The organism is Mesorhizobium sp. J428, from assembly GCF_024699925.1.
GTDB lineage: Bacteria > Pseudomonadota > Alphaproteobacteria > Rhizobiales > Rhizobiaceae > Mesorhizobium_A.
Genome location: NZ_JAJOMX010000001.1, coordinates 2,581,819 through 2,605,347 on the forward strand (window position 1 = coordinate 2,581,819; position 23,529 = coordinate 2,605,347).

Annotated in this window: 18 protein-coding genes and 3 pseudogenes; 11 read left to right on the forward strand and 10 right to left on the reverse strand. The window is 66.2% G+C overall.

The window, feature by feature from the left end; translation table 11 throughout:
* Positions 1 to 272: 272 nt before the first annotated feature.
* The 7 genes and pseudogenes from kdpF to LRS09_RS13060 all read left to right on the forward strand — a co-directional run bounded on the left by kdpF (position 273) and on the right by LRS09_RS13060 (position 8,487).
* Entirely contained in the window at positions 273 to 362 is a 90-nt protein-coding gene (gene kdpF / locus LRS09_RS30290; protein WP_085463392.1) for a K(+)-transporting ATPase subunit F, read from the forward strand.
* Positions 363 to 387: 25 nt separating this feature from the next.
* On the forward strand, positions 388 to 555 hold the full coding sequence (locus LRS09_RS13035; RefSeq protein WP_257807197.1) for a hypothetical protein: 168 nt from the start codon (positions 388 to 390) through the stop codon (positions 553 to 555).
* A gap of 42 nt (positions 556 to 597) precedes the next feature.
* Positions 598 to 2,658 (forward strand): potassium-transporting ATPase subunit KdpB, encoded by a 2,061-nt coding sequence (gene kdpB / locus LRS09_RS13040; protein ID WP_257807199.1) that lies wholly within the window; start codon positions 598 to 600, stop codon positions 2,656 to 2,658.
* Between the two features lie 111 nt (positions 2,659 to 2,769).
* Positions 2,770 to 4,446, forward strand: coding sequence for a potassium-transporting ATPase subunit KdpA (gene kdpA / locus LRS09_RS13045; protein WP_257807201.1), 1,677 nt, complete (start codon positions 2,770 to 2,772; stop codon positions 4,444 to 4,446).
* A gap of 57 nt (positions 4,447 to 4,503) precedes the next feature.
* Positions 4,504 to 5,024 (forward strand): annotated as a pseudogene (locus LRS09_RS13050) (potassium-transporting ATPase subunit C).
* A 42-nt stretch (positions 5,025 to 5,066) separates the two neighbouring features.
* Positions 5,067 to 7,771: pseudogene (locus tag LRS09_RS13055) on the forward strand (DUF4118 domain-containing protein).
* The gene (locus LRS09_RS13060) at positions 7,768 to 8,487 is read left to right on the forward strand and encodes a response regulator transcription factor (protein WP_257807203.1); all 720 of its coding nucleotides are present in this window, start codon (positions 7,768 to 7,770) and stop codon (positions 8,485 to 8,487) included. Before LRS09_RS13055 ends, LRS09_RS13060 begins: the two are co-directional and overlap by 4 nt.
* Before the next feature lie 42 nt (positions 8,488 to 8,529).
* On the opposite strand, the gene LRS09_RS13065 is transcribed toward LRS09_RS13060, so the two are convergent.
* Complete coding sequence (locus LRS09_RS13065) at positions 8,530 to 8,886, reverse strand: lysozyme inhibitor LprI family protein (protein ID WP_257807205.1); 357 nt, start codon at positions 8,884 to 8,886, stop codon at positions 8,530 to 8,532.
* 413 nt (positions 8,887 to 9,299) lie between these two features.
* On the opposite strand from LRS09_RS13065, the gene LRS09_RS13070 reads away from it, so the two are divergent.
* Both LRS09_RS13070 and LRS09_RS13075 read left to right on the forward strand, forming a co-directional pair.
* Entirely contained in the window at positions 9,300 to 9,509 is a 210-nt protein-coding gene (locus tag LRS09_RS13070; protein WP_257807207.1) for a cold-shock protein, read from the forward strand.
* Positions 9,510 to 9,929: 420 nt separating this feature from the next.
* The gene (locus LRS09_RS13075; RefSeq protein WP_257807209.1) at positions 9,930 to 10,835 is read left to right on the forward strand and encodes a S9 family peptidase; all 906 of its coding nucleotides are present in this window, start codon (positions 9,930 to 9,932) and stop codon (positions 10,833 to 10,835) included.
* Here the strand turns inward: LRS09_RS13075 and LRS09_RS13080 are convergent.
* The 7 genes and pseudogenes from LRS09_RS13080 to LRS09_RS13110 all read right to left on the reverse strand — a co-directional run bounded on the left by LRS09_RS13080 (position 10,814) and on the right by LRS09_RS13110 (position 19,786).
* Positions 10,814 to 11,914 (reverse strand): ABC transporter ATP-binding protein, encoded by a 1,101-nt coding sequence (locus tag LRS09_RS13080; protein WP_257807210.1) that lies wholly within the window; start codon positions 11,912 to 11,914, stop codon positions 10,814 to 10,816. The genes LRS09_RS13075 and LRS09_RS13080 overlap by 22 nt on opposite strands.
* 8 nt (positions 11,915 to 11,922) lie before the next feature.
* Positions 11,923 to 12,975, reverse strand: coding sequence for a carbohydrate ABC transporter permease (locus tag LRS09_RS13085; protein WP_257807211.1), 1,053 nt, complete (start codon positions 12,973 to 12,975; stop codon positions 11,923 to 11,925).
* The gene (locus LRS09_RS13090) at positions 12,972 to 13,988 is read right to left on the reverse strand and encodes a carbohydrate ABC transporter permease (protein ID WP_257807212.1); all 1,017 of its coding nucleotides are present in this window, start codon (positions 13,986 to 13,988) and stop codon (positions 12,972 to 12,974) included. Before LRS09_RS13090 ends, LRS09_RS13085 begins: the two co-directional genes overlap by 4 nt.
* A gap of 2 nt (positions 13,989 to 13,990) precedes the next feature.
* Positions 13,991 to 15,256 (reverse strand): ABC transporter substrate-binding protein, encoded by a 1,266-nt coding sequence (locus LRS09_RS13095; protein WP_257807213.1) that lies wholly within the window; start codon positions 15,254 to 15,256, stop codon positions 13,991 to 13,993.
* A gap of 94 nt (positions 15,257 to 15,350) precedes the next feature.
* A pseudogene (locus LRS09_RS13100) lies at positions 15,351 to 17,853 on the reverse strand (hypothetical protein).
* A gap of 2 nt (positions 17,854 to 17,855) precedes the next feature.
* Positions 17,856 to 18,686, reverse strand: a complete 831-nt coding sequence (gene kduI / locus LRS09_RS13105; RefSeq protein WP_257807214.1) for a 5-dehydro-4-deoxy-D-glucuronate isomerase — start codon at positions 18,684 to 18,686, stop codon at positions 17,856 to 17,858.
* Positions 18,686 to 19,786 carry a glycoside hydrolase family 105 protein gene (locus tag LRS09_RS13110; protein ID WP_257807215.1) on the reverse strand — a complete coding sequence of 367 codons (1,101 nt, stop codon included), beginning with the start codon at positions 19,784 to 19,786 and terminating at the stop codon, positions 18,686 to 18,688. The genes kduI and LRS09_RS13110 overlap by 1 nt, the downstream gene beginning before the upstream one ends.
* 102 nt (positions 19,787 to 19,888) lie before the next feature.
* Between LRS09_RS13110 and LRS09_RS13115 the strand changes: the two genes are divergently transcribed.
* A complete protein-coding gene (locus LRS09_RS13115) occupies positions 19,889 to 20,977 on the forward strand; it encodes a LacI family DNA-binding transcriptional regulator (protein ID WP_257807216.1) in 1,089 nt (362 codons plus the stop codon).
* A 53-nt stretch (positions 20,978 to 21,030) separates the two neighbouring features.
* Here the strand turns inward: LRS09_RS13115 and LRS09_RS13120 are convergent, their stop codons facing one another.
* Complete coding sequence (locus LRS09_RS13120) at positions 21,031 to 21,513, reverse strand: flavin reductase family protein (protein WP_257807217.1); 483 nt, start codon at positions 21,511 to 21,513, stop codon at positions 21,031 to 21,033.
* Complete coding sequence (locus tag LRS09_RS13125; RefSeq protein WP_257807218.1) at positions 21,513 to 22,670, reverse strand: LLM class flavin-dependent oxidoreductase; 1,158 nt, start codon at positions 22,668 to 22,670, stop codon at positions 21,513 to 21,515. The genes LRS09_RS13120 and LRS09_RS13125 overlap by 1 nt, the downstream gene beginning before the upstream one ends.
* 157 nt (positions 22,671 to 22,827) lie before the next feature.
* Between LRS09_RS13125 and LRS09_RS13130 the strand changes: the two genes are divergently transcribed.
* Entirely contained in the window at positions 22,828 to 23,523 is a 696-nt protein-coding gene (locus LRS09_RS13130; RefSeq protein ID WP_257807219.1) for a GntR family transcriptional regulator, read from the forward strand.
* Positions 23,524 to 23,529 lie beyond the last annotated feature (6 nt).

The following is a 23,529-nucleotide window of genomic DNA, read 5'->3' on the forward strand; positions in this document are numbered from 1 at the left end:
ATTCGGCTGCGCCGCCCTGGAATGCGAGATTCATATGAGAATCCTATTTCTTTGGCCTGCGGGCGCTCTCGAACGTTTATGGGGTTCGGGGGCATATCCTCGCCAGCTTCAGCGCCTCGCGGCCAGGTTGGTCCGGTAAAGCCGGTCGCCGAGCGGACGCAGGTCGCTCGGCAGGCACCTTGCGACGGCAGCTGAGTAACAAAAGGCCGTATGTCGCCCGCTATCGACGATGGCTCGCGCGCAAAGGGCCAAAATGAGCCGGTAGGTGTCCGATGATACTGGAATATGTCCTGAGCGGAGCCGTGACGATATTTGTCGCGGCATATCTCGCCTATGCCTTGCTGAGGCCGGAGCGGTTCTGACCGCGAACCTGGGGCAGTGCCGAGCATGGCCAGCCGCTTCCGCCGCTCGACCGGCGAGATCAATCCCCGGCGTCCCGTCCGCGAGGACAAAAAGGGTGTTCGCGCATCGGACATCATCTTCGGGATCACGCTGGCAATGCTGATCTCGGCACTGCTGGTCCGGGCTGTGGTGAGCCTGTTCACGCCGGCCTGACCGCGGGCGCGCGTTTCCAAGAATATCCAACTGGAGTCTCCCATGAGCCAGTCGAAGTCCGCCAGCGTCATGGACGCCGGCATCCTCGTCCCCGCGATCGGCGGGGCGTTCCGTAAGCTCGATCCCCGAACGCTTGCCAGGAACCCGGTCATGTTCGTCGTGGCCGTGGTCTCGCTGCTGACGACGGTGCTTTTCCTCAAGGACCTGACGACCGGGGCCGAGGGCCTCGGCTTCTCGTTCCAGATCATCCTCTGGCTGTGGTTCACGGTCCTGTTCGCCAATTTCGCGGAAGCCGTGGCGGAGGGACGGGGCAAGGCCCAGGCGGATTCGCTCAGGCGATCGCGCACCGAGACCCAGGCCAAGCTGCTCACCAATGGCGGTCGGCAGGAATTCACGACGGTGCCAGGCACCAGCCTCAAGGTCGGCGACCTGGTGCTGGTGGAGGCGGGCGACATCATCCCGTCCGACGGCGAGGTGGTGGAGGGCATCGCCTCGGTGAACGAGGCGGCGATCACCGGCGAATCCGCGCCCGTCATCCGCGAGTCCGGCGGCGACCGTTCGGCGGTCACGGGCGGCACGCAGGTTCTTTCCGACTGGATCAAGGTCAGGATCACGGCAGCCGCCGGTTCGACCTTCATTGACCGGATGATCGCGCTGGTGGAGGGCGCCGAGCGCCAGAAGACGCCGAACGAGATCGCCCTCAACATCCTGCTCGCCGCGATGACGCTGATCTTCGTGATGGCGGTGGCGACCATTCCCGCCTTTGCCTCCTATGCCGGCGGCGCCATTCCGATCGTCGTGCTGGTTGCCCTGTTCGTGACGCTGATACCGACCACGATTGGTGCGCTGCTGTCGGCCATCGGCATCGCCGGGATGGACCGGCTGGTGCGCTTCAACGTGCTCGCCATGTCCGGTCGCGCCGTCGAGGCGGCGGGCGACGTCGACACGCTGCTGCTCGACAAGACCGGCACGATCACGCTCGGCAACCGCCAGGCGACCGAGTTCAAGCCGGTGAAGGGCGTGGCCGAGCAGGAACTGGCGGACGCGGCGCAACTGGCGTCGCTGGCGGACGAGACGCCCGAGGGACGCTCGATCGTCGTGCTGGCCAAGGACAAATACGGCATTCGCGCCCGCGACATGCAGAGCCTGCATGCGACCTTCGTGCCGTTCACGGCGCAAAGCCGCATGAGCGGCGTCGACTTTGAGGGCTCGACCATCCGCAAGGGCGCCGTCGACGCTGTGCTGAAATATGTCGGCGAGACCATGGCCGGGCGCCCGGAGGGCGGGGCCGTTCGCGAGATCCAGGCCATCGCCGACGAGATCGCCAAGGCGGGCGGCACGCCGCTCGCCGTCGTTCGCGACGGCCGGCTGCTCGGCGTCGTCCACCTCAAGGACATCGTCAAGGGCGGCATCCGCGAGCGTTTCGCCGAGCTGCGCCGCATGGGCATCCGCACCATCATGATCACCGGCGACAATCCGATGACGGCAGCGGCGATCGCGGCCGAGGCCGGCGTCGACGATTTCCTCGCCCAGGCGACGCCCGAGAACAAGCTGACGCTGATCAGGGAAGAGCAGGCCACGGGCAAGCTCGTCGCCATGTGCGGCGACGGCACCAACGACGCACCGGCCCTGGCGCAGGCCGACGTGGGCGTGGCCATGAACACCGGCACGGTCGCGGCCCGCGAAGCCGGCAACATGGTCGACCTCGACAGCGATCCGACAAAGCTGATCGAGATCGTCGAGATCGGCAAGCAGCTGCTCATGACGCGCGGCTCGCTGACGACGTTCTCGATCGCCAACGACGTCGCGAAATATTTCGCCATCATCCCGGCGATGTTCATGACGCTCTACCCGCAGCTCGCGGCACTCAACATCATGGGGCTCGCCACGCCGCGGAGCGCCATCCTGTCGGCGATCATCTTCAACGCGCTGATCATCATCGCGCTGATCCCGCTCGCCTTGAGGGGCGTCGCCTACAAGGCGATCGGCGCGGGGCCGCTGCTGCGGCGCAACCTGCTGATCTACGGCCTGGGTGGGCTGATCGTGCCGTTCGCCGGCATCAAGCTCATCGACGTCGTCGTCACCGCCCTCAACCTCGCCTGACCGGGGAACGCTTCCATGACCATTCTCTACCTCGTTCTCGGCCTGATCATCTTCGCCCTGCTGTTCGCAATGGCCTCGGCGCTCGATCGCGCCTGATGCGGAGTCATTCCAATGCTGCAAGCCATACTTTTCGTCGTTCTCGTCCTCGGCGCCATCGTGCTGATCTCCTGGCCGCTCGGGCGCTACATGCGCTGGGCGATGGATCCCTCGGAAGCCGCGGGTGAGGCACGGCGTTTCACCTCGCTCTTCCAGTCGATCGGCGGCGCGCTCACGCGGGACGGCCAGGATTGGAAGCGCTATGTCCTGTCCCTGCTGACGTTCAACGTGGTCCTGTTCGTCGTCACCTTCGCGATCCTGGCCCTGCAGCAGTATCTGCCGCTCAATCCGGACGCCAAGGGCGCGCTCGACCCCAGCCTCATCTTCAACACGGCGTCGTCGTTCACGACCAACACCAACCTGCAGCACTATTCCGGCGAGGTCTCGATGAGCTATCTCGCCCAACTCGCCGCGCTGATGTGGCTGCAGTTCGTGTCGGCGGCCGTCGGCATCGCCGCGCTCGCAGCGCTTGCCCGCGGGCTGGCCGGACGCAAGCTCGGCAACTTCTTCGTCGACGTGCAGCGGGCAACGTTCCTCGTCCTCCTGCCGATTGCCTTCGTGGTTGCCCTGCTGCTGGTCGCCACGGGCGTGCCGATGACGTTCAACGGCTCGGTCGTCGCGACCACGCTCGAGGGCGCGCAGCAGACGATCGCCCGCGGGCCGGTCGCGGCCTTCGTGGCGATCAAGCAGATCGGGACCAATGGCGGCGGCTTCTTCGGCCCCAACAGCACGCACCCGCTCGAGAACCCGACCTTCTTGTCGAACGTGATCGAGACCATCGCGATCATCCTCATCCCGATGGCCTGCGTCTGGATGTTCGGCCGGATCATCGGGCGCATGACGCATGCGGGCGTGCTGTTCGCCGTGATGCTTCTGCTCATGGGCGCGCGCATCGTCGGTGCGGTGGGCTTCGAATCCGTGCCGACCCAGGCCTTCGCCTCGCTGCCGATCACGCAGGACGTTGGAAACCTCGAAGGCAAGGAACTGCGCTTCGGAGCCTCTGCCGGCCCGCTTTGGGCGGTGCTGACGACTTCTACCAGCAATGGCTCGGTCAACGCGATGCACGACAGTCTCAATCCGCTCACAGGCCTGATGCCGATGATCGGCATGTGGCTGAACGAGGATTTCGGCGGCGTCGGCGTGGGTATGGTGAACATGTTCCTCTACATCATCGTCGGCGTCTTCATCGCCGGCATGATGATCGGGCGTACGCCGGAATATCTCGGCTGGCGGGTCGAGGCGCGCGAGGTGAAGTTCGCCATGCTGGGCCTCCTGGCGCACGGCTTCTTCATCCTCGTGGGCACCGCGATCTTCGCCGCGACGCCATGGGGTGCGGCGACGCTGAACAATATCGGGCCGCACGGCTTCAGCGAGATTTTCTACGAGTTCTCGTCGGCGACTGCGAACAACGGCTCCGGCTTCGAGGGGCTCGGCGACGCCACGCCGGTGTGGAACATCGCCACCGGCACCGTCATGCTGCTCGCCCGGTTCATCCCGATCATCCTGCCCTTGGCGATCGTCGGGTCGCTCTCCACCAAGCGACGTGCGACGGAATCGAGCGGCACGCTCTCCGTCGAGGACGGCACCTTCGCCGGCATGCTGACCGCGACCGTCGTGATCGTCGGCGCACTGACCTTCTTCCCCGCGGCGACGCTCGGCCCGATCGCCGAACACGTCATCTCCATGAACTGACAGGAGACAGCGATTATGGACTCCTTTCTCGCAAGCATCCGCATCGGCGTGGCGACCATGGCGATCTGCGCCGGCGTCTACACGGTCGCCGTCTGGGGCGTGGCGCAGGCGCTCACGCCGGCCACCGCCGAAGGCTCGCTCGTCACCAAGCCGGACGGCACGGTGATCGGCAGCAGCCAGATCGCCCAGGCGTTCACGCAGCCGGGCTATTTCTGGCCGCGTCCGTCGGCGGTGTCGTCAACGCGGCCGGCGCCGGCGGCTCGAACAAGTCGCCGACCAGCCCCGACCTCGCCGCGCGCGCGGCGGAGACGGTGGCGGCCTATGGCGCGACGCCGGACAATCCGCTGCCGGCCGAGCTCGCAGCCGCGTCGGGCGCCGGGCTCGACCCGCACATCACCGAGCGGGGCGCGCGCTACCAGGTGCCGCGCGTCGCCCAGGCACGCGGCGTTCCGGCGGCACAGATCGAAGCCATGGTGCGCGACCGCGCCTTCGCGCCGGGCGGCTTCGTCACGCCGGACCGGATCGTCAACGTGCTGGAGCTCAACCTGGCCCTCGACGGAATGTCAGGGAAGCAATAGGCGCAATTCCGCAATCGCCCACGAGCGGATAGAAAGCAGGACATGAGCCGCGACGACCTGCGAGACGACGACAAGCGGCCTTCTCCGGACGCGCTTCTGGAGAAGGCGGAGCAGGAGATGCGCGGCCGGCTGAAGATCTTCCTCGGCGCAGCGCCCGGCGTTGGCAAGACCTACGAGATGCTGATGTCCGGCCGGGCCCGCAAGTCGGACGGCGTCGACGTGGTGATCGGGGTCGTGGAGACGCACGGTCGCAAGGAGACGCAGGCCCTGGTCGAAGGTTTCGAGGTGATCCCGCGGGCCGGGATCACCTATAAAGGACAGCAGCTCGAGGAGATGGACCTTGACGCAATTCTGGAGCGGCGGCCGCAGCTCGTGCTCGTCGACGAGCTGGCACATAGCAATGCGCCGGGCAGCCGCCATCCAAAGCGCTATCTCGACGTGCTGGAACTGCTCGACCGGGGCATCGACGTCTACACCACCCTCAACGTGCAGCATGTCGAGAGCCTGAATGACGTCATCGCGCAGATCACGCGGATCAAGGTGCGCGAGACCGTGCCGGATTCGGTGATCGATCGGGCCGACGACGTCGAGATCATCGACCTCACGCCGGACGACCTGATCAAGCGGCTGCACGAGGGCAAGGTCTATCTGCCCAAGACTGCGAAGCGGGCGATCGAAAACTATTTCTCGCCGGGCAACCTGACCGCGCTGCGCGAGCTCGCGCTGCGGCGCACCGCCCAGCGGGTCGACGAGCAACTGCTGTCCCACATGCAGGCCCACGCCATCCATGGTCCGTGGGCAGCCGGGGAGCGGGTGCTCGTCTGCGTGGACGAGAGCGCGCGCGGCGCGGCGTTGGTGCGCTATGCGCGGCGGCAGGCCGATCGGCTGCGCGCGCCCTGGGCGGCACTCTATATCGAATCGCCGCACGCAGCCGCCCTGTCGGAAGCCGACAAGGACCGGGTGGCGGCGAACCTGCGGCTGGCGGAGCAGCTTGGCGGCGACGCGATCACGCTGCCCGGCCAGGACATCGCCGGCGAGATCCTGCGCTACGCAGCGGCCAACAACTACAGCCATGTGATCATCGGCAGGTCGGACAAGTCGCGCTGGCGCGAGATCTTCGAAGGCTCGGTGTCGCATGACCTTATCCGCCATTCAGGCGACATCAGCGTGCACGTCATCTCGGGCAAGGAGCGCGAGGCGCTGCCGGCGCGCGGGGTGGCACCGGTCGAGACGCGGCGGCGGCCGAGTCTCAGGCCCTATGTCTTCAGCCTGGTCTACGTCGGAATCGCGGCGGCCTTCGGCATGCTGCTGTCGAGAACGCTGGACGTGCGCAACATCGCGCTCGTCTTCCTGATGGCGGCATACTGACCTCGGCGGCGACGGCGGGCCTGTGGCCGGCGCTGTTCGCCTCGGTGGCTGGCGCGCTGGCCTTCAATTTCTTCTTCCTCGACCCGCGCTACACATTCACGATCAGCGATCCCGAAAGCGTCATCGCCTTCGGCTTCTTCCTCGGCGCCGCGGTGATCGCGAGCAACCTGACCGCGCGCGTGCACCGGCAGGCGGCCGCGGCGCGGCAACGGGCGCGGACGACGGAGGACCTCTATCTCTTTTCGAAGAAGCTGGCCGGCACCGGCACGCTGGACGATGTGCTGTGGGCCACGGCGCACCAGATCGCGGCGATGCTGAAGGTGCGCGTCGTCATCCTGCTTCCCGAGGGCGACACGATCACGGTCAAGGCAGGCTACCCGCCCGACGACACGCTGGTCGACGCGGACATCGCGGCCGCGCGCTGGGCATGGGAGCACAACCGCCCGGCCGGGCGCGGGGCCGACACGCTGCCGGGCGCCGGGCGTCTCTATCTCCCGCTTCGGACCGGGCGCACCGCCGTCGGCGTGATCGGCCTCGACAACGACCGGCAGGGGCCGCTGCTGACGCCGGAGCAGCAGCGGCTGTTCGACGCGCTCGCCGACCAGGCGGCGGTGGCGATCGAGCGCATTCAGCTCGTCGCCGATGTCGACAAGGCAAGGCTCGCCGCGGAGGCCGACAAGCTGCGCTCGGCGCTGCTCACCTCGATCTCGCACGACCTGAAGACGCCGCTGGCGGCGATCATGGGGGCGGCCGGCACGATGAGGGACTATTCGGCGATCTCGGAAGCCGACCGCGCTGACCTGCTGGGGACAATCGTGGACGAGTCCGAGCGGCTGAACCGCTTCATCGCCAACCTGCTGGACATGACGCGCCTGGAGAGCGGGGCGATGGAGCCGAACACGTCGCTCCACTACGTCGGCGACATCGTCGGCAGTGCGCTGCGGCGGGCGGAGAAGATCATGGCCGGTCACTGGACCGACATCGACATCCCGCGCGACCTGCCGATGCTGCGGCTCGACCCGGTTCTGTTCGAGCAGGTGCTGTTCAACCTGCTCGACAACGCGGCGAAATACGCGCCCTCCGGCTCCACGGTGCTCATCCGGGCGCGGGCGGACGACGGATCGGTCGTCCTCGACGTGCTCGACGAAGGACCGGGCATCCCGCCGCAGGACCTGGAGCGCGTCTTCGACACCTTCTACCGGGTGCGCAAGACGGACCATGTGCGCGCCGGAACCGGGCTCGGCCTGCCCATCTGCCGCGGTTTCATCGAGGCGATGGGCGGCACGATCTCGGCCGCCAGCCGGCGCGACAGGTCGGGCGCAGTGTTCACCATCAGGCTGCCGCTGCCGACCACGACCAGCCCGGAGGAGACGAGATGAGCAATTCCGCCGTGACGATCCTGGTCGTCGACGACGAACCGCCGATCCGCAAGCTCTTGCGTGTCGGCCTGACGAACGAGGGCTACGCGGTCGTCGAGGCGCCGAACGCGCGAACGGCGATCGAGAGCGTCGCGCAGGAGCGGCCGGACCTGATCCTGCTCGATCTCGGCCTGCCCGACATGTCGGGCCACGACCTTCTGGCCAGATGGCGCGACGAGGGGATCGGACTGCCTGTCGTCATCCTGTCCAGCCGAACCGACGAGGCCGGCATCGTGCGGGCGCTGGAGCAGGGCGCGGACGACTACGTGACCAAGCCGTTCGGCATGAAGGAACTGGCGGCGCGCATCCGCGTCGCGCTGCGCCACCGGCTCCAGCAGCAGGGCGAGCGGCCGGTGTTCCACACCGGCGAGCTCTCGGTCGACCTCGTCAAGCGCATCGTCAAGGTGGCGGGCAAGGAGGTTAAGCTGTCGCCGAAGGAATACGACATTCTGCGCATCCTCGTGCAGCATGCGGGCAAGGTGATTACCCACCAGCACCTCATGAACCAGGTGTGGGGGGCTTCCGCCGACGTGCAGTACCTGCGCGTCTATGTGCGCCAGCTCCGGCAGAAGATCGAGCGCAGCCCGGACGATCCGTACTACATCACGACCGAGACCGGGGTCGGCTACAGGTTGCGTGAAGCCGATCCCGACCAGCCGGCGGCACCGGCCGGCTGACGCACCCGCCTTCCCGGAACGCGGGAGCGCCGATGGGCGAGTTCAGTTGGCCGGAACCGGGCAGGCCATGTCGCCTTCCTGGCAGTTCAGATAGCCGTTGAAACTGCCGATGCGGACCTTGGTCAGGTCGCTGAGGCAGGCTTCGAGCACCTCGCGATAGACGCTGCCGCCTTCGACGCCGGAGGCCGAGAAGGCGCATTCCGCGTCGCGGAAGGCAATCCAGGCGCGCTGGGCCTTGATCAGCTGCTGCTTCGTCGCGTGGTCGTTGATCAGCCGGGATTCGATCTTCTGGTACAGCCTGTTCAGCTCCGCATCCGCGGCCGCGTAGGTGTCCTGTGCGGCTGCCGGCCAGGCGGCCGCCAGGAAGGGAATGGATGCAAGAGCCAGGCGCCGAAGCATGGAAGAACTCCCTCTATGTCTGATTCGCCGGGCTACCTTATCCCGGATCGGCGACGGTGCCAGAACATCCGCGCGCGCAGAAGATCGCGCACGGTTCGAACTGAAAGCGATGGGTCTGTGCGCCCGTGATGCGCATAATTGATCGGGTGACGACAGCGTCATCCCGGTGAAGCGGCCTATCAGCCTTTCAACTAGCCAGCAGGCTGAAAGCGGCAAATCGGTTCCAAGATAATTTCGAGCCGGACCTTGTTTTGGTTAAGTTATGCGGATATGTTCGCTAGATCGAGCTTGTTTACGAACTTTGTTCCTGCGCCTCGCGCTCTGACGATATTCCAATTCAACTTCGAAGAATACGACGTCGGACATGCGGTCAGACGCCGGAAAACTATGCCGATTTGAAAGGAAAAATCGCCATGAGCACTGGAACCGTAAAGTTCTTCAATTCCACCAAAGGCTTCGGCTTCATCGAGCAGGGCGGCGGTCAGCCGGACGTATTCGTCCACGTCTCCGCCGTCGAGCGTGCCGGGATGACCGGGCTCGTAGAAGGCCAGAAGCTCAGCTTCGACCTCGTGCAGGATCGCCGCAACGGCAAGAGCGCGGCCGAGAACCTTCAGGCTGCGTAATAGAACTGCACTTCCGGTCTTTGACCACGGATGTACTGGCAGTGATCATTGAAGTGCATAGGAGAGGCCGGGTTCGCCCGGCCTTTTGCTATCTGGAGGCATAAGGAGATTGTCATAATGACGTCTCCGTCTCACCGTCATCTTCGACCCAGCGACGGCCTAATTTCTGCAGTCGATGCGCTCACGACTGATAGACGGAATGGGGCCGATCCCGGAACGACGGCTTCTGGGCGTCGAAGATCGAATAGCTGCCGTAAGGCGCCGACTGATCCCATCGGCGCGTTCCGACCCCGTGAACCGCTTCCGCTTGATCTGTCCGTCGTTCAGCCGAGGCCGGACTCTAATTCCAGCTGGAAGAGAAACTCGGTGGGCAGGTCAGCGGTGCTTGACGAGGACGGGTGATCGTTCTCGACTGCGGCCATGAATTCGATGTCACCAAGCGACCGGTTGCGGGCAGCCTTCGAGCTCGGGAATCATCCGCTCGGCCTCGTCTCCCGACAGGTCAGTGAAGCGGACGGCTATGCCATCGAGCGCCTTGCCTTTGTCACCGCCGACGGTGAGGCGGTGCGGGGCGTGCTGACGCGGCCGGTGTCTGCAGACCGATCGCCGGCGCTTCTTTATATCCACGCTCACGGCGCGCGCTACGACATAGGCGCGGACGAACTGCTCGACGGCCGGCCGGCGCTGCTGGGACCACTGGGACCAGAGTTCGCCCGTCTCGGCTTTGTCACGCTCATGATCGAGATGCCTGCCTTCGGCGCGCGGGCCGAGCCAAACGAGAGCGCCCGCACGAAGGCCTGTCTCTGGCGTGGCCGGTCACTGGCAGGGCAGATGGTGGCTGAGCAGCAGTCTGCGTTCCGTTGGCTCGCCGCGCGCGACGATGTAATTGCAGAGCGCATCGGCGTGTTCGGACTGTCGATGGGGGCGACGCTCGGCTATTGGCTGGCAGCGGTCGAGCCCCGCGTCGCGTGCGTCGCGCATCTGTGCTGCTACGCCGATTTCGAGACGCTGATCGATAGCGGCGCGCATGACCTGCATGGCATCTACCTGACGATCCCGGGCCTGCTCGGCATCGCCTCCAACGGGGTCATCGCGGGCATGATCGCGCCGCGGCCCCAATTGATCGCGGTCGGCGATCGCGACCCACTGACGCCGCCTGCCGCCGTCGACCGCGCGCTCGCCGAAACGCGCGATGCCTATGCGCGGGCGGGCGCGGCCGACCGTCTGACAGTTCTGCGCGAAGCCGAAGCGGGCCACGTCGAGACGCCAGCGATGCGCGCAGCCGTATTCGGCTTCCTCGAGCGCTACCTCGCCACGGAGACCTGAGCGTCGGGCACGCGCAGGCCCGATGCGTCAAACAGATGCGTCCGCCCGGCGTCGAAGCCGAGCCGGACGCTTCCCCCGGCAGGGGAGACATCCTGGCCCTGGAGGACCGCGACGAGCTTCTTGCCGTCCGCAAGCGAGGCATGGATCACCGTCTCCGGACCCAGGGCCTCGATGAGCGTTACCTTCGCCTCCACGCCGCCGCGATCGACCGTTGCAATATCGTGCGGTCGCACGCCCAGCGTCGCCTTGTCTCCGGGGCGTAGCGCCGACCCGTCGCCCGCATGCGTTGCGGTGAAGCCGCCGGGTCCCTCGACAGTGACCGAAGCGGGTCCGGCCGCCGTTACCGTCACATCCATCAGGTTCATTCGCGGCGCGCCGATGAAGCCGGCAACGAACAGGTTTGCCGGGGAATTGTAGAGATCGAGCGGGCGCCCGACCTGCTCGATGCGGCCGGCGCGCATGACCACGATCCGGTCGGCGAGCGTCATCGCCTCGATTTGGTCGTGCGTCACATAGATCATCGTCGTGCCGAGACGTTCGTGCAGCGCCGCGAGTTCGGCACGCGTCGAGATGCGCAATTCGGCGTCGAGGTTCGACAGCGGCTCGTCCAGCAGGAAGGCGGTCGGATTGCGCACGACGGCGCGGCCGATGGCGACGCGCTGCTTCTGACCGCCCGAGAGTTGTCCCGGCCGCCGGTCGAGATAGGCTTCGATCTCGAGCATGCGCGCGGCCTCCGCGATGCGCTTGTCGATCTCGTCCTTTGCCATGCGCTGGTTTTCAAGACCGAAGGCAAGATTCTGGCGCACCGACATATGCGGGTAAAGCGCGTAGGACTGGAACACCATGGCCAGGCCGCGCTGGGCGGCCGAGACCTTGGTCACGTCCTTGCCGTCGATCTCGATCGTGCCGCCCGTCGGCTGGTCGAGGCCGGCGATCAGCCGCAGCAGCGTGGACTTGCCGCATCCCGACGGGCCGACCAGCACGACGAACTCGCCGTCCTCGATGGCCAGGCTGATCCCGTGCAGGATCTTCAGCTTGCCGTAGGCGCGGTCTATGTCGGTGAGTTTTATCTGTCCCATTATCGAGCCTATTTCAATCCGCTGCCGGCGATGCCGGAGGTGATGAAGCGCTGCAGGAAGACGAAGACCAGCACGACGGGGATCATGGTCACGACGGTCATTGCCAGGATGTAGTGCCACTGAACGTTCAGTTCGCCGGCATAGGTGTTGAGGCCGACTTGCAGCGTGTAGAGCTCCTTGCGCGACAGCACGACGAGCGGCCAGAGAAAATCGTTCCAACGCCATACGACGGAGAAGATGGCGAGCACTGCCAGCGCGGGCGCCGCCAACGGCAGGACGATGCGCCAGTAGATCTGCCATTCGGACGCATTGTCCATGCGTGCCGCATCGAGCAGTTCGTCGGGAATGGTTAGCATGTACTGGCGCAGCAGGAAGACGCCGGTCGGCGTGGCCACCGTCGGCAGGATGATGCCCCACAGCGAATCGTAGAGGCCGACCGCGCTGACGACCGAGTAGAGTGGCACCAGCACCACCGACAGCGGCACCATCAGCGTGCCGACGATGAGCAGCATGACGGCGTCGCGTCCGGGGAAGCGGTATTTCGACAGCGCGAAGGCCGCCATCGAATTGGTCAAAAGCGTGATGATCGTCGCCATGAAGGTGACGAAGACCGAGTTGCGCAGGTAGAGCAGGAAATTGTTCTGCTCCAACGGGACGACGTAGTTCTCGGTCGCAAGGCCGACCTCTCGCACCGGCGTGCGGTCGGCGATGTTGACCTTGATAACCTCGCCGGGTGCGGCTGGGTCCACCATCTGCGAGACGATGCCGACGCGCCGCACTTCGGCGAGCACCCGGCTCGTCCCGTCCGGCATCTTCACTGTGTAGAGCGTCAGCGGCGTGTCGTAGCCCTCGACCGTCGCCTGCTGGCCGACATAGGGCAGGATGGTCGGCGGAAACTCTGCAAGCTGTGCCGGCGTCTTGAAGGAGGAGGCGATCAGCCAGATCGCCGGGCCGAACATGACGATCAGACCGCCGACGAGCCACACCCAGGTGACGACGTCGGTCCAGTGCCAGCCCTTGCCGCCGCGACGGCGGGTGAGAAACGAGACGACGGCGCTCATTCGCGCGCTCCCTTCTTCTCGCCGCGCCGGCCGAGCTGAAGCTGGAGTAACGTCAGCACCACCAGCACGGCACCCATCAGGATCGAGGCCGCGGCGGCGAGGCCGGGATTGCGCAGCAGTGAGGCGAAGCCGACCTCGTAGATGTATTGCGTCAGGTAGAGGGTCGAGGTTCCGGGACCGCCGCCGGTCAACACATAAACCTCGTCGAAGATCTGCACCGCGCGGATGAGCGTGAGGATGACGACCACCAGCAGGCTCGGCATCAAGAGCGGCAGGGTGATGCGCCAGAACACGCGCGCGGGCCGGGTGCCGTCCATCTCCGCCGCCTCGTAGAGATCGCGCGGAATGGCCTGCAGGCCGGCGAGCAGGATCAGCGTATAGAAACCCATATGCGCCCAGACCGAGACGGTGACGGCCGCTGTGAAAGCCGAGCCGCGCTCGATCAGCCAGTCGTGCGGCTCGAGCCCGACGGAATAGAGCATGTAGTTGAGCAGGCCCTGTCGCTGTAGGATCCAGCGCCAGATCAGGCCGACGACAACCGGCGACAAGAGCACGGGGAAGAAGAAGACGGCGCGCCAGAAACTGCGCGCGGCAATCTCGCGGTTGAGGATCAGCGCGGTGATGACCGACACCAGCGTCATCAGCGCGACCTGCACGACGACGAACAGCCCGGTGTTCTGCACCGCCTTCCAGAACAAGTCCTCGCGGCAGGTCGAGGGGTCGAGATAGCTGCCGCAGTCGAACAGGCGCTCGTATTGCGCCGCGCCGACATAGGCGCGATCGGCAAGGAAGAAGGCGGTGCCGGACGTTGCCGAATAAAAGAAGTTGATGACGAACGGAGTCAGCACGAACACCGCGAAGATCGCCATGTTCGGGGCGAGGAAGAATGCGGCCATGCCGTTAGTGCCGGTCGCCCTCTGCCACGCCTTGAGCGGCAGATTGACGGCCGACGCCAGCCAGATGACCGGCGCCGCCACTACGGCGCCGAGTGCCTTTCCGATCGGGGCGGACATTGTCACTTCGCCTGGGCGACCTTGTCGGCGATGTCCTGGTCGATCTTGCCCCACGCCTCGTCGAGGCTCATCTCGCCGGCCATGACCTGGCTGATGCGTGTCACGAGCGCGCCGTAATAGGCAGTGCCCCACTTCCATGCCGGCAGCGCGTCGGCGGCGGGCAGGGTCTCATTGGACGCCTTGACGAAGGTATCGAGGGCCGGACCGACATTCTTGTCCTTGGTCACCCAGTTCAGGCCGCCCTTCTCGACGACGGCCTTGTGGGCCGGCAGGAACAGGGTGCGCTCGGAGAACTCTTTAACCACAGCCTCGCTTGCGAGGTAGTCCATCACCTTGGCCACGTCGGCCGGGTTCTTGGTGTATTTGACTGCGACGAGCGCTGCGCCACCCTTGAGACCCGAGCATCCGGCGCTGCCGCAGGGCGATCCGATAGCAACCCAGTCGAAGCTGTCGCCGATCTTGGTCGACAGGTTTGCGACCTGCCAGCTGCCCGAATAGTAGAACGGAATCTGTGCATTGATGAAGTCGTCGGCGGCGGCCCGGTAGGTCGATCCCGCGGCGGAGACCCATGTCTCCTTTAGCATCAGCCCTTCCGCGGTCCAGTCGACCAGCCTTTTGCCAAAGGCCTTGGTGCCGTCGTCGACCTTGGCCGGCTTTCCGTCAGCACCGATGTAGTTGGCGCCATAGGACACGTTAGGTCCCGAGATGCGATGGCCAGAGCGGTCGATGGCGAAGGCTGCAGCCGTTTTCTGGCTCTTCATCACCTCGGCCGAGGCCTTGATCCAGTCGTCCCAGGTGGCCTTTTCGCCGGGCATGGCAACGCCGGCCTGCTCGAACAGCGTCTTGTTGGCGAAGCCGCCGGTCAGGGTCAGCTGTGTCATGAAGCCCGAGATGGCGTCGGAGCCGTCGGGGCGCATCCAGTCGGCCTGTGCGCCGAAATTGTCGTCCCAGTATTTCGCGTCGGCGACGATGGGGCGCAGGTCGAGCCAGTGCTGCGCCAGTTCCTTGAGGTTGGTGACGCGGGCGATGTCCGGACCCTGTCCGGATTCGAGCTGGATCGGCAGCTGTTCCTGGATGACCTTGTAGGCGACGTTGTCGAGCGTGACCTTGATATCCGGGTTGTCCTTCATGAAGCGGTTGAGCAGGTCCTGGATGACCTCGCCTTCCACCCCGTCGGAATACCACATGATCCTGACTTCGCCCGCGAGCGCGCTTGAGGCGAGAAGGCTGGCGGCTGCGGCCGCCAATGCGGTTCGTGTCTTTTTCATTTCAGTCTCCTCCCAAAACGCGGGTCGTTCCCGCTGACCAGTTGTGTCGTCTCGCCCGGCCCGCATTCCTCCCGCGGGCCGGCCTCAAGAACTCCTATCCGAGGCGCGTCGCCCGACCTTGCACCGTCCATTGTGACGGGTCGACGACCCTGTCCTGCGCGCGTGCGCCGCCGTCGGCGCTGAAGCGCACGAGGCCATATTCCGGATCTTCCACCAGAAGCTCCCCGTCCTCGCCGGCGACGACGTCGAGCGTCGAGAATGTGCCGGCAAATCCATCGAGCGAGCCGGCCGCGGCGCGGCTGCCCAGCCTGACGATCCAGGTCGCCTGCCGTCCCGGGACGCGCAGTTCGTTGCCGGCCGTGGGCCCGCTGGTAACCTGCGCGAGGGGGGGCCGACGTCTTCAGCATGACGAAGGCGTTGCCCGCTTGCGCCAGCGCCGCATTGCCGGCGACGCTCGTCGCGTCGAAGGCGCTCTGCGGGAACCAGGCATGAGTGAAATCGGGCTGCTCGTCGGAGCAGTCGAAGCGGATGACCGCGAGGTCGCGATACTGGTGCACCCGGGGCAGGGTGCCGCTTCCCCCCAGTAGGACGGGCGCCCGTAGCCCGACTGCAGCACCTCACCGGGATGGTTGATCCAGATCTGCGCGTCTGGGTTCTCACCCAGTCGGATATGGATCACCGTTTCCTGATAGCCCCACTGGTTCCAGCGGTAGCCGGCGGCGCTGCCCATGGCGTGGTCGCGGGTCTTGTGGTGGTAGAGCCGCGCGAACCTGTCCTGGCCCTGTGCGAAGCACCATTCCCAGGCGCTGTCGTCTTCGACCGAGGCGATCGCCGCGAGGTCGTCGGGGCATAACGAGCCGGTGGTCGCGCACGCACAGCGCCAGCTGCGGCAATGCGTGGAAGCGCATGCCGTAGTTCCCCTTGCCCCAGACCATGCGGCTGATGCCCGACAGTTCGAGCGTGCGCGAGGCCCTGAGCGTATGTTCGTAGGAGCGGCCCTGCGCGCCGGTCATGATGCCGTGATGGGCGGAGCGGGCGATCACCTCCATCAGCCGGAGGATGCCGGCGCCGGCGCGGCTGGAAATGTCCGCGTCGGGAGCGAGCGCGTAGAGCGCGCAGAGCCCCTTGAGGTCTATCGGGAAATAGGGCGCCGAGTTGAACTCGGCCATTTCCCATGCCTCGAAATGGTCGAGCCAGGCGCGCACGCGGGCGGCGCCCACCGCCGACTGCTCTCGTCCCAAGCGCCCGGATCGGACAAAGCGGGCATCGGGGAGGATATGGCCGGCGAGATAGGCTGCGGTGTGAAACAGGAGCGCGTGGTTTTCCGAGAAATACCACTGCACGTCGTTGCCGGGCTCGTCCATCCAGTAGCGATAACCGAGAATGGCGCCGTCGATTCGCTGACGCAGGGCGGGGTCCAGAGCTTCGGCATAGGCCTGCCGCGACCACAGCAGCGGCACGAGGATGAAGTCGGCGCAGTCGTGGCAGTCCTCGATCATCGGCAGCGCGCCGGCGATCATCGCCTCGGTCTCGGCACCGGCGCGGCCGATGGCGAGCCGCGCCAGCGCCCGCACCGTGTCCGCTTCTGCGTGATCGGCGACCTCGGTCAGCGCCTCGTCGATGCGCGCCGTCAGCGTCGCCGGCGCCTCGCCCTGCCTGCGCGCATGAGAGATTTCGACGCCGTAGGTGCGCGCGGCGGCGAAATCGCCGACCGACAACGAAACCTTGAAATGGCGGAAATCGGCCGGCAGCGCCTCGGTGTCGGCGACCGCGATCCGCGTGGCCCCGGCCGGTAGCTCGATGTCGAAGCGCACCGGCGCCTCGATCGACATGAAGTCGCCTTCGATCTGGACGGCGACTCCGACGTCCGCCGGCAGCGGCCGGTCGATGACCAGCGCCACCTCTCCGTCGGAGTAGGCGGGCCTCTCGAAATGCATGCTCTCGAGCGCTGCCTCGATCGCGCCGGCGAGTTCCGTCTCGACGGGGATCGGCAAGGCATGTTCGACGGCAGGGCCGGAAAGGTAGTCGAGCTGGAAGTAGTAGCGGGCGTCGCGCTCGGCGAGATCATCGAACCAGATGCGGATCCGATTGGCGCCGGCCCGTAGCGCGACCTCGAATTCCTCGGCCGATTCGAGGTTGCGGCCGTAGGGCGCCATCCACCCGGCTTCCTCGCCATCGACGAAAAGAATCGCCCCGCCGCAGGTGCGCAGACGCAGGCGTGCGGTTCCCGCGGCCTGCGCTTCGATCGTGGTCTCGGCCCAGGTGCCGATGACGGTCGGGCGGAACCAGAAACCGGACAGGTCGACGCGCGGCGAGGCGAAGGGCAGCCAGACGCGATGCGCGGAAGCGTCGACGGTTGGCGTCGGGCGCTTGCCGCGACGCTCGGCCGCGAACTGCGTGCGACAGGGATATTCGTGCGGGATGAAGTTCTTGTGCTTGGTCAGGAAGAAGAAGGGGTCCATCTCTCCCTTCATCGGCTGGTCGGCGACGTCGTAGCGCGCCTCCTGCGTGGTGCCGAGCCGCCAGTAGACAACGGGCTGGCCCGCGCCGAACGGGCGACGGAGGGCGGCCTTCGGAGAGAGGGTGTGGGCGGCCATGTTCATCGAAGGTCCTTCACGGCCACCGGATCGACGTCGGTATAGGCCTGGTTCTCGCCGGTCATGCCCCAGACAAAGGCATAGGGCCCGGTGCCCGATCCCATATGAATCGACCAGGCCGGCGAAATGAGTGCATTGCCGTCGGCGACGATCAGGTGGCGGGTGTTGTCGGGTCGGCCCATGAGATGGATCACACGGTCCTCCTCGGCGAGGTCGAAATAGCAGTAGGCCTCCATCCGCCGCTCGTGGAGATGCGGCGGCATGGTGTTCCAGACGCTGCCGGGCGCGAGATCGGTGATGCCCATCAGGAGCAGGCAAGACGGCGCGACTTCGGGATGGATGTACATGACGAGCCTGCGCCTGTTGGCCCGGGCGGCATCGCCGAGGTCGAGCGCCTTGCCCTGCGCTCTGGTGATAAGCCGGTGCGGAATGTCGGCGCCAGCAGGCACCGAGTTCATATAGAACCGCGCGGGACTGGCCGCGTCGTCGCTCTCCAGCGCGATGGAACGTGCGCGGCGGCCGACATAAACGATGTCGCGGTTGGCCACCGCATAGCGGGCGCCGTCGATCGTGACGCTGCCCGCCCCGCCGAGATTGGCGATACCCATTTCGCGCGCGGTGAAGAACAAGTCGGTGCCGACGTCCTTGCCGTCGCCGAACACGAGCGGCTTGTCGAGCGGCACTGCGCCGCCCAGGATCATGCGGTCGACATGGGTGTATACGAAGACGAGTTCGCCGGGGGCGAACATATCCTCGATCAGGAACTCGGCCCGCAGCCGGTCGGTGTCCATGGCGGCGATTTCCGCCGGCGAGGCGCCGTAGAGCACACGCATCAGGCGGCCTCCGTCATTTCGTTTGGGTTTTCCAGGCCCTCGGCGAGGCACAGGATAGCCAGCGCCTGGCCGTAGCCCGTCGGCTGGAGTGGGATGTCGCGGTAGAACTGCAGGTCGTGGCCCATGCGCGTGCCGTAGGACACGTTGGCTACCACGCCGTCGTCGCCGACATTGGCCAGTACCGCCGCCAGCGCCTTCAGGCCGGCCTCGCGCCATTCGGTCGGTCCGAGGCCGATGCGGGCGGCCTTCATCAGCCCATACCCGAACCCTGCCGTGGCCGAGATTTCCTCGTAGGACGTCGGATCGTCGAGCAAAGTGCGCCACGCGCCGGACGGCGCCTGCAGCTTCAACAGCGCTGCGATCTGCGTTTCCAGCACGCCGAGCAGGTGCGTCCGCACCGAAGACGAAATCTCGGCCATGTCGACCAAGTCGAGGATGCCGACGGTGATCCATGAATTGCCGCGGCCCCACAGCGCCCTGGCGAAATTGTGCCGGCCGCGGAAGGTCCAGCCGTGGAACCACAGCCCCGACCGCGTGTCGCCGAGATACCGTGCATGGACGAGGAACTGGTGTTCCGCCTCGTCGACAAACCGGCGCTCTCCGCTCGCCTGGCCGAAGGAGGCGAGAAACAGCGCGACCATGAACAGCGTGTCGTCCCACAGTTCGTCGTCGTTGATCCGGTCGGAAACGTTGTGCTGGAAACCACCCTCCGGAGTGCGCGGCATGGTCTCGACGACACGGTTCGCCCAGTCGCGCAGCACCGGCTCGAAACGCGGTTGGCGCCGCCGCCGCCACAACTCGCTCAGCGCCAGCATCGGCGCGGTCGTGTTGACATTCATCGGCGGCAGGCCGGCGGCGATGCGCCGGTCGTACCAGTCTTCGATGGTCGCAAGCAGGTTCTCATCGCCTGTCCGGGCCCATAGCTTGACAAGGCCGTAGAGGCCTACGCCTTGCGGCCATTCCCAGCTGTCGAAGCTGACATAGTCGCCGGGCGTGCCGTCAAGATTGGGTTCGTCGAAGCGTCCGTCGGCGCGCAGGCCCGTCATGCCGGCGACCACCCTGTCGAGGGCCGTGCGAACGTGCGCGGCTGATACAGCCATAACTCCTCCCAGTGACGCCCTTTGTCGGCCGCCTTGCCGAGAAACTTCCCACATCAATTTTTCTTGCGCAATCTGAAAATTTTTTGCAGCATTATGACGAACATGAGGGAGGTAGTCATCGCGCAGGCCAAGAGAGGGCGGCCCAACCGTCGCATCCGACTTGAGGAAGTTGCCAGGCGCTGCGGCGTCTCGGTCAGCACGGCGTCGCGCGCTCTGGCAGGCGCCGTCGGCGTGCGCGATCAGCTTCGCGCGGAGATCATCGAGGCGGCGCGTGCGCTGCACTATGCGATCCCGGCCTCGATCGCCGACCGCAAGGTGATCCTGGCGGCGAGCAGCGTCGCGATGATCGACCATTCCCGCAACCAGTTCACCTTCCATGTGCTGGACGGACTCAAGGAGCGCGCACAGGCGCTTGGCGTCGAACTGGTCACGCGGCCCGTTGCGACCCCGGACGACGAGGTCGCTTTGCTGCGCGAGGCGAGCGACGACCCGGCGGTTGCCGGCTGCCTGTTCCTGACGCTCGACGATGACGACGTCCTGACGCTGACCGAGGGCTTCGGCAAGCCGATCGTGCTGGTCAACGGCGACGATCCGGCGATGCGCCATTCCAGCGTCACGCCCTGCAACCGCTCCGCTGCGCAGTTTGCCGCGCAGCATCTGCTGTCCCTTGGCCACCGGCGCATCCTCTTCCTGATGCGGCGCGGCCGGCGCACCATCGAGCGTCGCTTCGAAGGCTGGCGCGACGCGCTCGTCGCGAAGGGCGTTGCTGGGATCGAGGATCTCGTCGTCGACGTGCCGGACTGGCTGCCGGAGCTTGCAGAGGAGGCGATCGCGGCGCGCATCCGCGAGCGCGGGCTCGACTTCAGCGCCGTCCTGACGGCCGGCGACAGCCTGGCCTATGGTGCGATCCGCGGGGTCGAGCGCGCCGGTTACAGCGTGCCGGCGGATGTGTCGGTAGTCGGCATGGACGATCTGCCGCTGTCCGCCTTCTGCAGTCCGCCCCTGACTACGATGCATATCCCGATGCGCGAGATCGGCGCGGCGGCGCTGAGCCTGCTTCTGGACGATCTTGCGCTGGCAACACTTCCGTCCCGCCGCGTCGAACTCGCCTGCCGCCTGGTTGAACGGCAGACGACCGGTCCGGCGCGGGCGGGCGCCGGTCATGTCACGAAGGCTGCCAGAGTGCCGTAACGCCCGGCGGAAAAGACCAGCGGTTCGCCGTCCCCTGTTTCCATCGCGCGCACCTAGCCGATCAGAACGAGATGGTCGCCGCAATCCACACGCCGGACGATCTCGCATTCCAGCCGCGCCAGCGCGCCGTCGATGAGCGGGACGTCGCCGATGCCGGCGCTCGTATCGAGGCCGGAAAAGTCGCGGCCATCATGGAAGAAGCGGCGGCCGAGGTCCACCTGGTCCGAGCCGAGGATGTGGATCGTCTGGAATCGCGCATCGGCGAAGGCCCTGAAGCGCCTCGAGCAGCGGGCGATAGACCAAAGCACCAGCGGCGGATCGAGCGAGACGGGGTAAAAGCTGTTGGCGGTGATGCCAACCGGTCCGTCGTCGGACGCGGCGGTGACCACGGTCAGCCCGGTCGCGAACTTGCCAAACGCGCTGCGCAGGGCCTTCGGATCAAGGCGGGGCAATGCATCGCTGGGATAGGTGCCGGCATCAGCGAACATCGGGTTGCGCGACATGCGCAGGTCGGGCGTGAGGGCCACCCGTTCCATCAGCGGCGCTCCCCGATGCCAAGCGGGGTAGCGGGTATCGACGCCGGCACGCGTCCGTAAGCGTGGGGCAGCGAGCATGTCCTGAGTTCCGGCAGCACCTTGGTGCCGAAATGGCGGCACTCGTCGAGATGCGGGTAGCCCGAGAAGATGAAGGCACGGATGCCCATTTTCTGATAGGCTTCGATCTCTGACAGCACCTGGTCCGCCGAACCGACGAGGGCGGCGCCGCAGCCCGAGCGCGCCCGGCCGACACCGGTCCACAGATGCGGCTCGACATAGCCCTCGTCGTCGGCGATCTCGCGGTTCTTCGCCTGGTGCGAGACGCCGAGCGAGCGGGCGTCGTGGGCGCGTTCGCGGATCGCCTTGCCCTGGTCGTCATCGAGCTTCGAAACGAGCTCACGGGCGTATTCGCGCGCCTCGGCCTCTGTGTCGCGCACGATCATGTGGACCCTCAGCCCATAGTCGAGCGTGCGCCCATGCGCGGCGGCGCGCTCGTGGACCGCCCTCATGCGACCGGCAAGCTCCTCCCTCGTTTCGGGCCACATCAGATAGACGTCGCACTGCGCGCCGCAGAGTTCGAGCGCGTCGGGCGAATAGCCGCCGAAGTAGAGCAGCGGCCCGCCGTTCTGCTGGTAGGGCCTGGCGGGATCGGTCGTGAGACCCTTGAAGTGGTAGATCTCGCCCTCGAAATCGATCCGGTCGCGCGTCCAGGCCTGACGCAGGATTTCGACGACCTCGTGCGAGCGGCGGTAGCGATAGGCGCTGTCCTCACTCTGGCCGGGAAAGTCGGACGAGATCACGTTGAGCGTCAGCCGACCCTCCAGCATGTGGTCGAGTGTCGCCACCGTGCGGGCCAGCATAATCGGATGCAGCTCGCCGCAGCGTATCGCGGCCAGCAGGTTGATCTTCGAGGTGATCGGCGCGCAGCCGGCGACGAAGCTCAGGGTGTCCTGGCCCACCTGGTAGGAGGAAGGGCAGAGGATGTTCCTGAAGCCGAGCTCCTCCGCCTGCCTCACGATGTCGGAGCAATGCGCCCAGCTCGACCGCAGCGCGCCGTCGGGCAGGCCGAGATACCGATAATCGTCCGAGCACAGCGCCGCGAACCACGACACTTCCGCTGCATCGAGGTCAGGCGAGGTGATGGGAACGATCGTCATGGCGTCCTTCCTGCAATCCGCGGCCGTCTCGCATTTGGCTGCGCATTTTTGTCTTGCGTAGCATCCGAATTGATGTAGATCAATGATGTATCAATTTTGGGGCCGTAGCAGCGTGGTTCAGGTGAGGCGGGTGGAGCCCGGGCGCAGGTCGACGCAGATGCGCGGGCCGCTGCCAGTGCACATGCAGATCAGCGAGATGCTGATCCGCGAAATCGCGGCCGGGCGGCTGGCCGATGGTGCGCGCCTGCCGCCGGAACGCGATATGGCGGCCGAACTCGGTATCGCCGTCGGCACGCTCAGGCGGGCACTCGCCGATCTCACGAAGCGGGGCTTGCTCGAACGCATCCACGGCTCGGGCAACTATATCCGCTCACGGGGCGACCTGCAGGGCGTCTACGCCTTCTTCCGCCTGGAGCGGATCGGCGGCGGCGGCTTGCCGACGGCCGACCTGATTTCCGTCGAAGCGATGGACAAACCCGCAGACCTGCCCACCTTCGGATCTTCCGATCTGGCGCACCGGATCAGGCGCTTGCGTCGTCTGGACGGCGTGCCTGCGGCGGTCGAGGAGATCTGGCTCGACGGGTCGCGGGTGCGGTCGTTGTCACCGGACGATCTCTCGGAATCGCTCTATCTCCACTACCGCGCGGCGCTCGGCTTCTCGATCGCCCGCATCGAAGACAGGGTTTCCGTCGCGCCGGCGCCCGACTGGGCACCCGATGCTTTCGGCGCGCAACCGCCGACGTCGTGCGGCTGCATCGAGCGCATCGCCTGGGCCGGCGATGGAGACAGCGTCGAATTCTCGCGCAGCTGGTTCGATCCCGGCGTCGCCCGCTACGTGTCACGGTTCAGATAATCCGGG

Excerpts from the sequence above, each read along its gene's own strand:
- LRS09_RS13130 (WP_257807219.1), top strand. The coding sequence starts at position 22,828 with ATGCGCGGGCCGCTGCCAGTGCACATGCAGATCAGCGAGATGCTGATC.
- LRS09_RS13075 (WP_257807209.1), top strand. The coding sequence starts at position 9,930 with ATGAATTCGATGTCACCAAGCGACCGGTTGCGGGCAGCCTTCGAGCTC.
- kdpF (WP_085463392.1), top strand. The coding sequence starts at position 273 with ATGATACTGGAATATGTCCTGAGCGGAGCCGTGACGATATTTGTCGCG.
- kduI (WP_257807214.1), bottom strand. The coding sequence starts at position 18,686 with ATGCGTGTGCTCTACGGCGCCTCGCCGGCGGAAATCGCCGCCATGGAC.
- kdpB (WP_257807199.1), top strand. The coding sequence starts at position 598 with ATGAGCCAGTCGAAGTCCGCCAGCGTCATGGACGCCGGCATCCTCGTC.
- LRS09_RS13120 (WP_257807217.1), bottom strand. The coding sequence starts at position 21,513 with ATGGAACGGGTGGCCCTCACGCCCGACCTGCGCATGTCGCGCAACCCG.
- LRS09_RS13090 (WP_257807212.1), bottom strand. The coding sequence starts at position 13,988 with ATGTCCGCCCCGATCGGAAAGGCACTCGGCGCCGTAGTGGCGGCGCCG.
- LRS09_RS13085 (WP_257807211.1), bottom strand. The coding sequence starts at position 12,975 with ATGAGCGCCGTCGTCTCGTTTCTCACCCGCCGTCGCGGCGGCAAGGGC.
- LRS09_RS13110 (WP_257807215.1), bottom strand. The coding sequence starts at position 19,786 with ATGGCTGTATCAGCCGCGCACGTTCGCACGGCCCTCGACAGGGTGGTC.
- LRS09_RS13125 (WP_257807218.1), bottom strand. The coding sequence starts at position 22,670 with ATGACGATCGTTCCCATCACCTCGCCTGACCTCGATGCAGCGGAAGTG.
- LRS09_RS13070 (WP_257807207.1), top strand. The coding sequence starts at position 9,300 with ATGAGCACTGGAACCGTAAAGTTCTTCAATTCCACCAAAGGCTTCGGC.
- kdpA (WP_257807201.1), top strand. The coding sequence starts at position 2,770 with ATGCTGCAAGCCATACTTTTCGTCGTTCTCGTCCTCGGCGCCATCGTG.
- LRS09_RS13080 (WP_257807210.1), bottom strand. The coding sequence starts at position 11,914 with ATGGGACAGATAAAACTCACCGACATAGACCGCGCCTACGGCAAGCTG.
- LRS09_RS13115 (WP_257807216.1), top strand. The coding sequence starts at position 19,889 with ATGAGGGAGGTAGTCATCGCGCAGGCCAAGAGAGGGCGGCCCAACCGT.
- LRS09_RS13035 (WP_257807197.1), top strand. The coding sequence starts at position 388 with ATGGCCAGCCGCTTCCGCCGCTCGACCGGCGAGATCAATCCCCGGCGT.
- LRS09_RS13095 (WP_257807213.1), bottom strand. The coding sequence starts at position 15,256 with ATGAAAAAGACACGAACCGCATTGGCGGCCGCAGCCGCCAGCCTTCTC.
- LRS09_RS13065 (WP_257807205.1), bottom strand. The coding sequence starts at position 8,886 with ATGCTTCGGCGCCTGGCTCTTGCATCCATTCCCTTCCTGGCGGCCGCC.
- LRS09_RS13060 (WP_257807203.1), top strand. The coding sequence starts at position 7,768 with ATGAGCAATTCCGCCGTGACGATCCTGGTCGTCGACGACGAACCGCCG.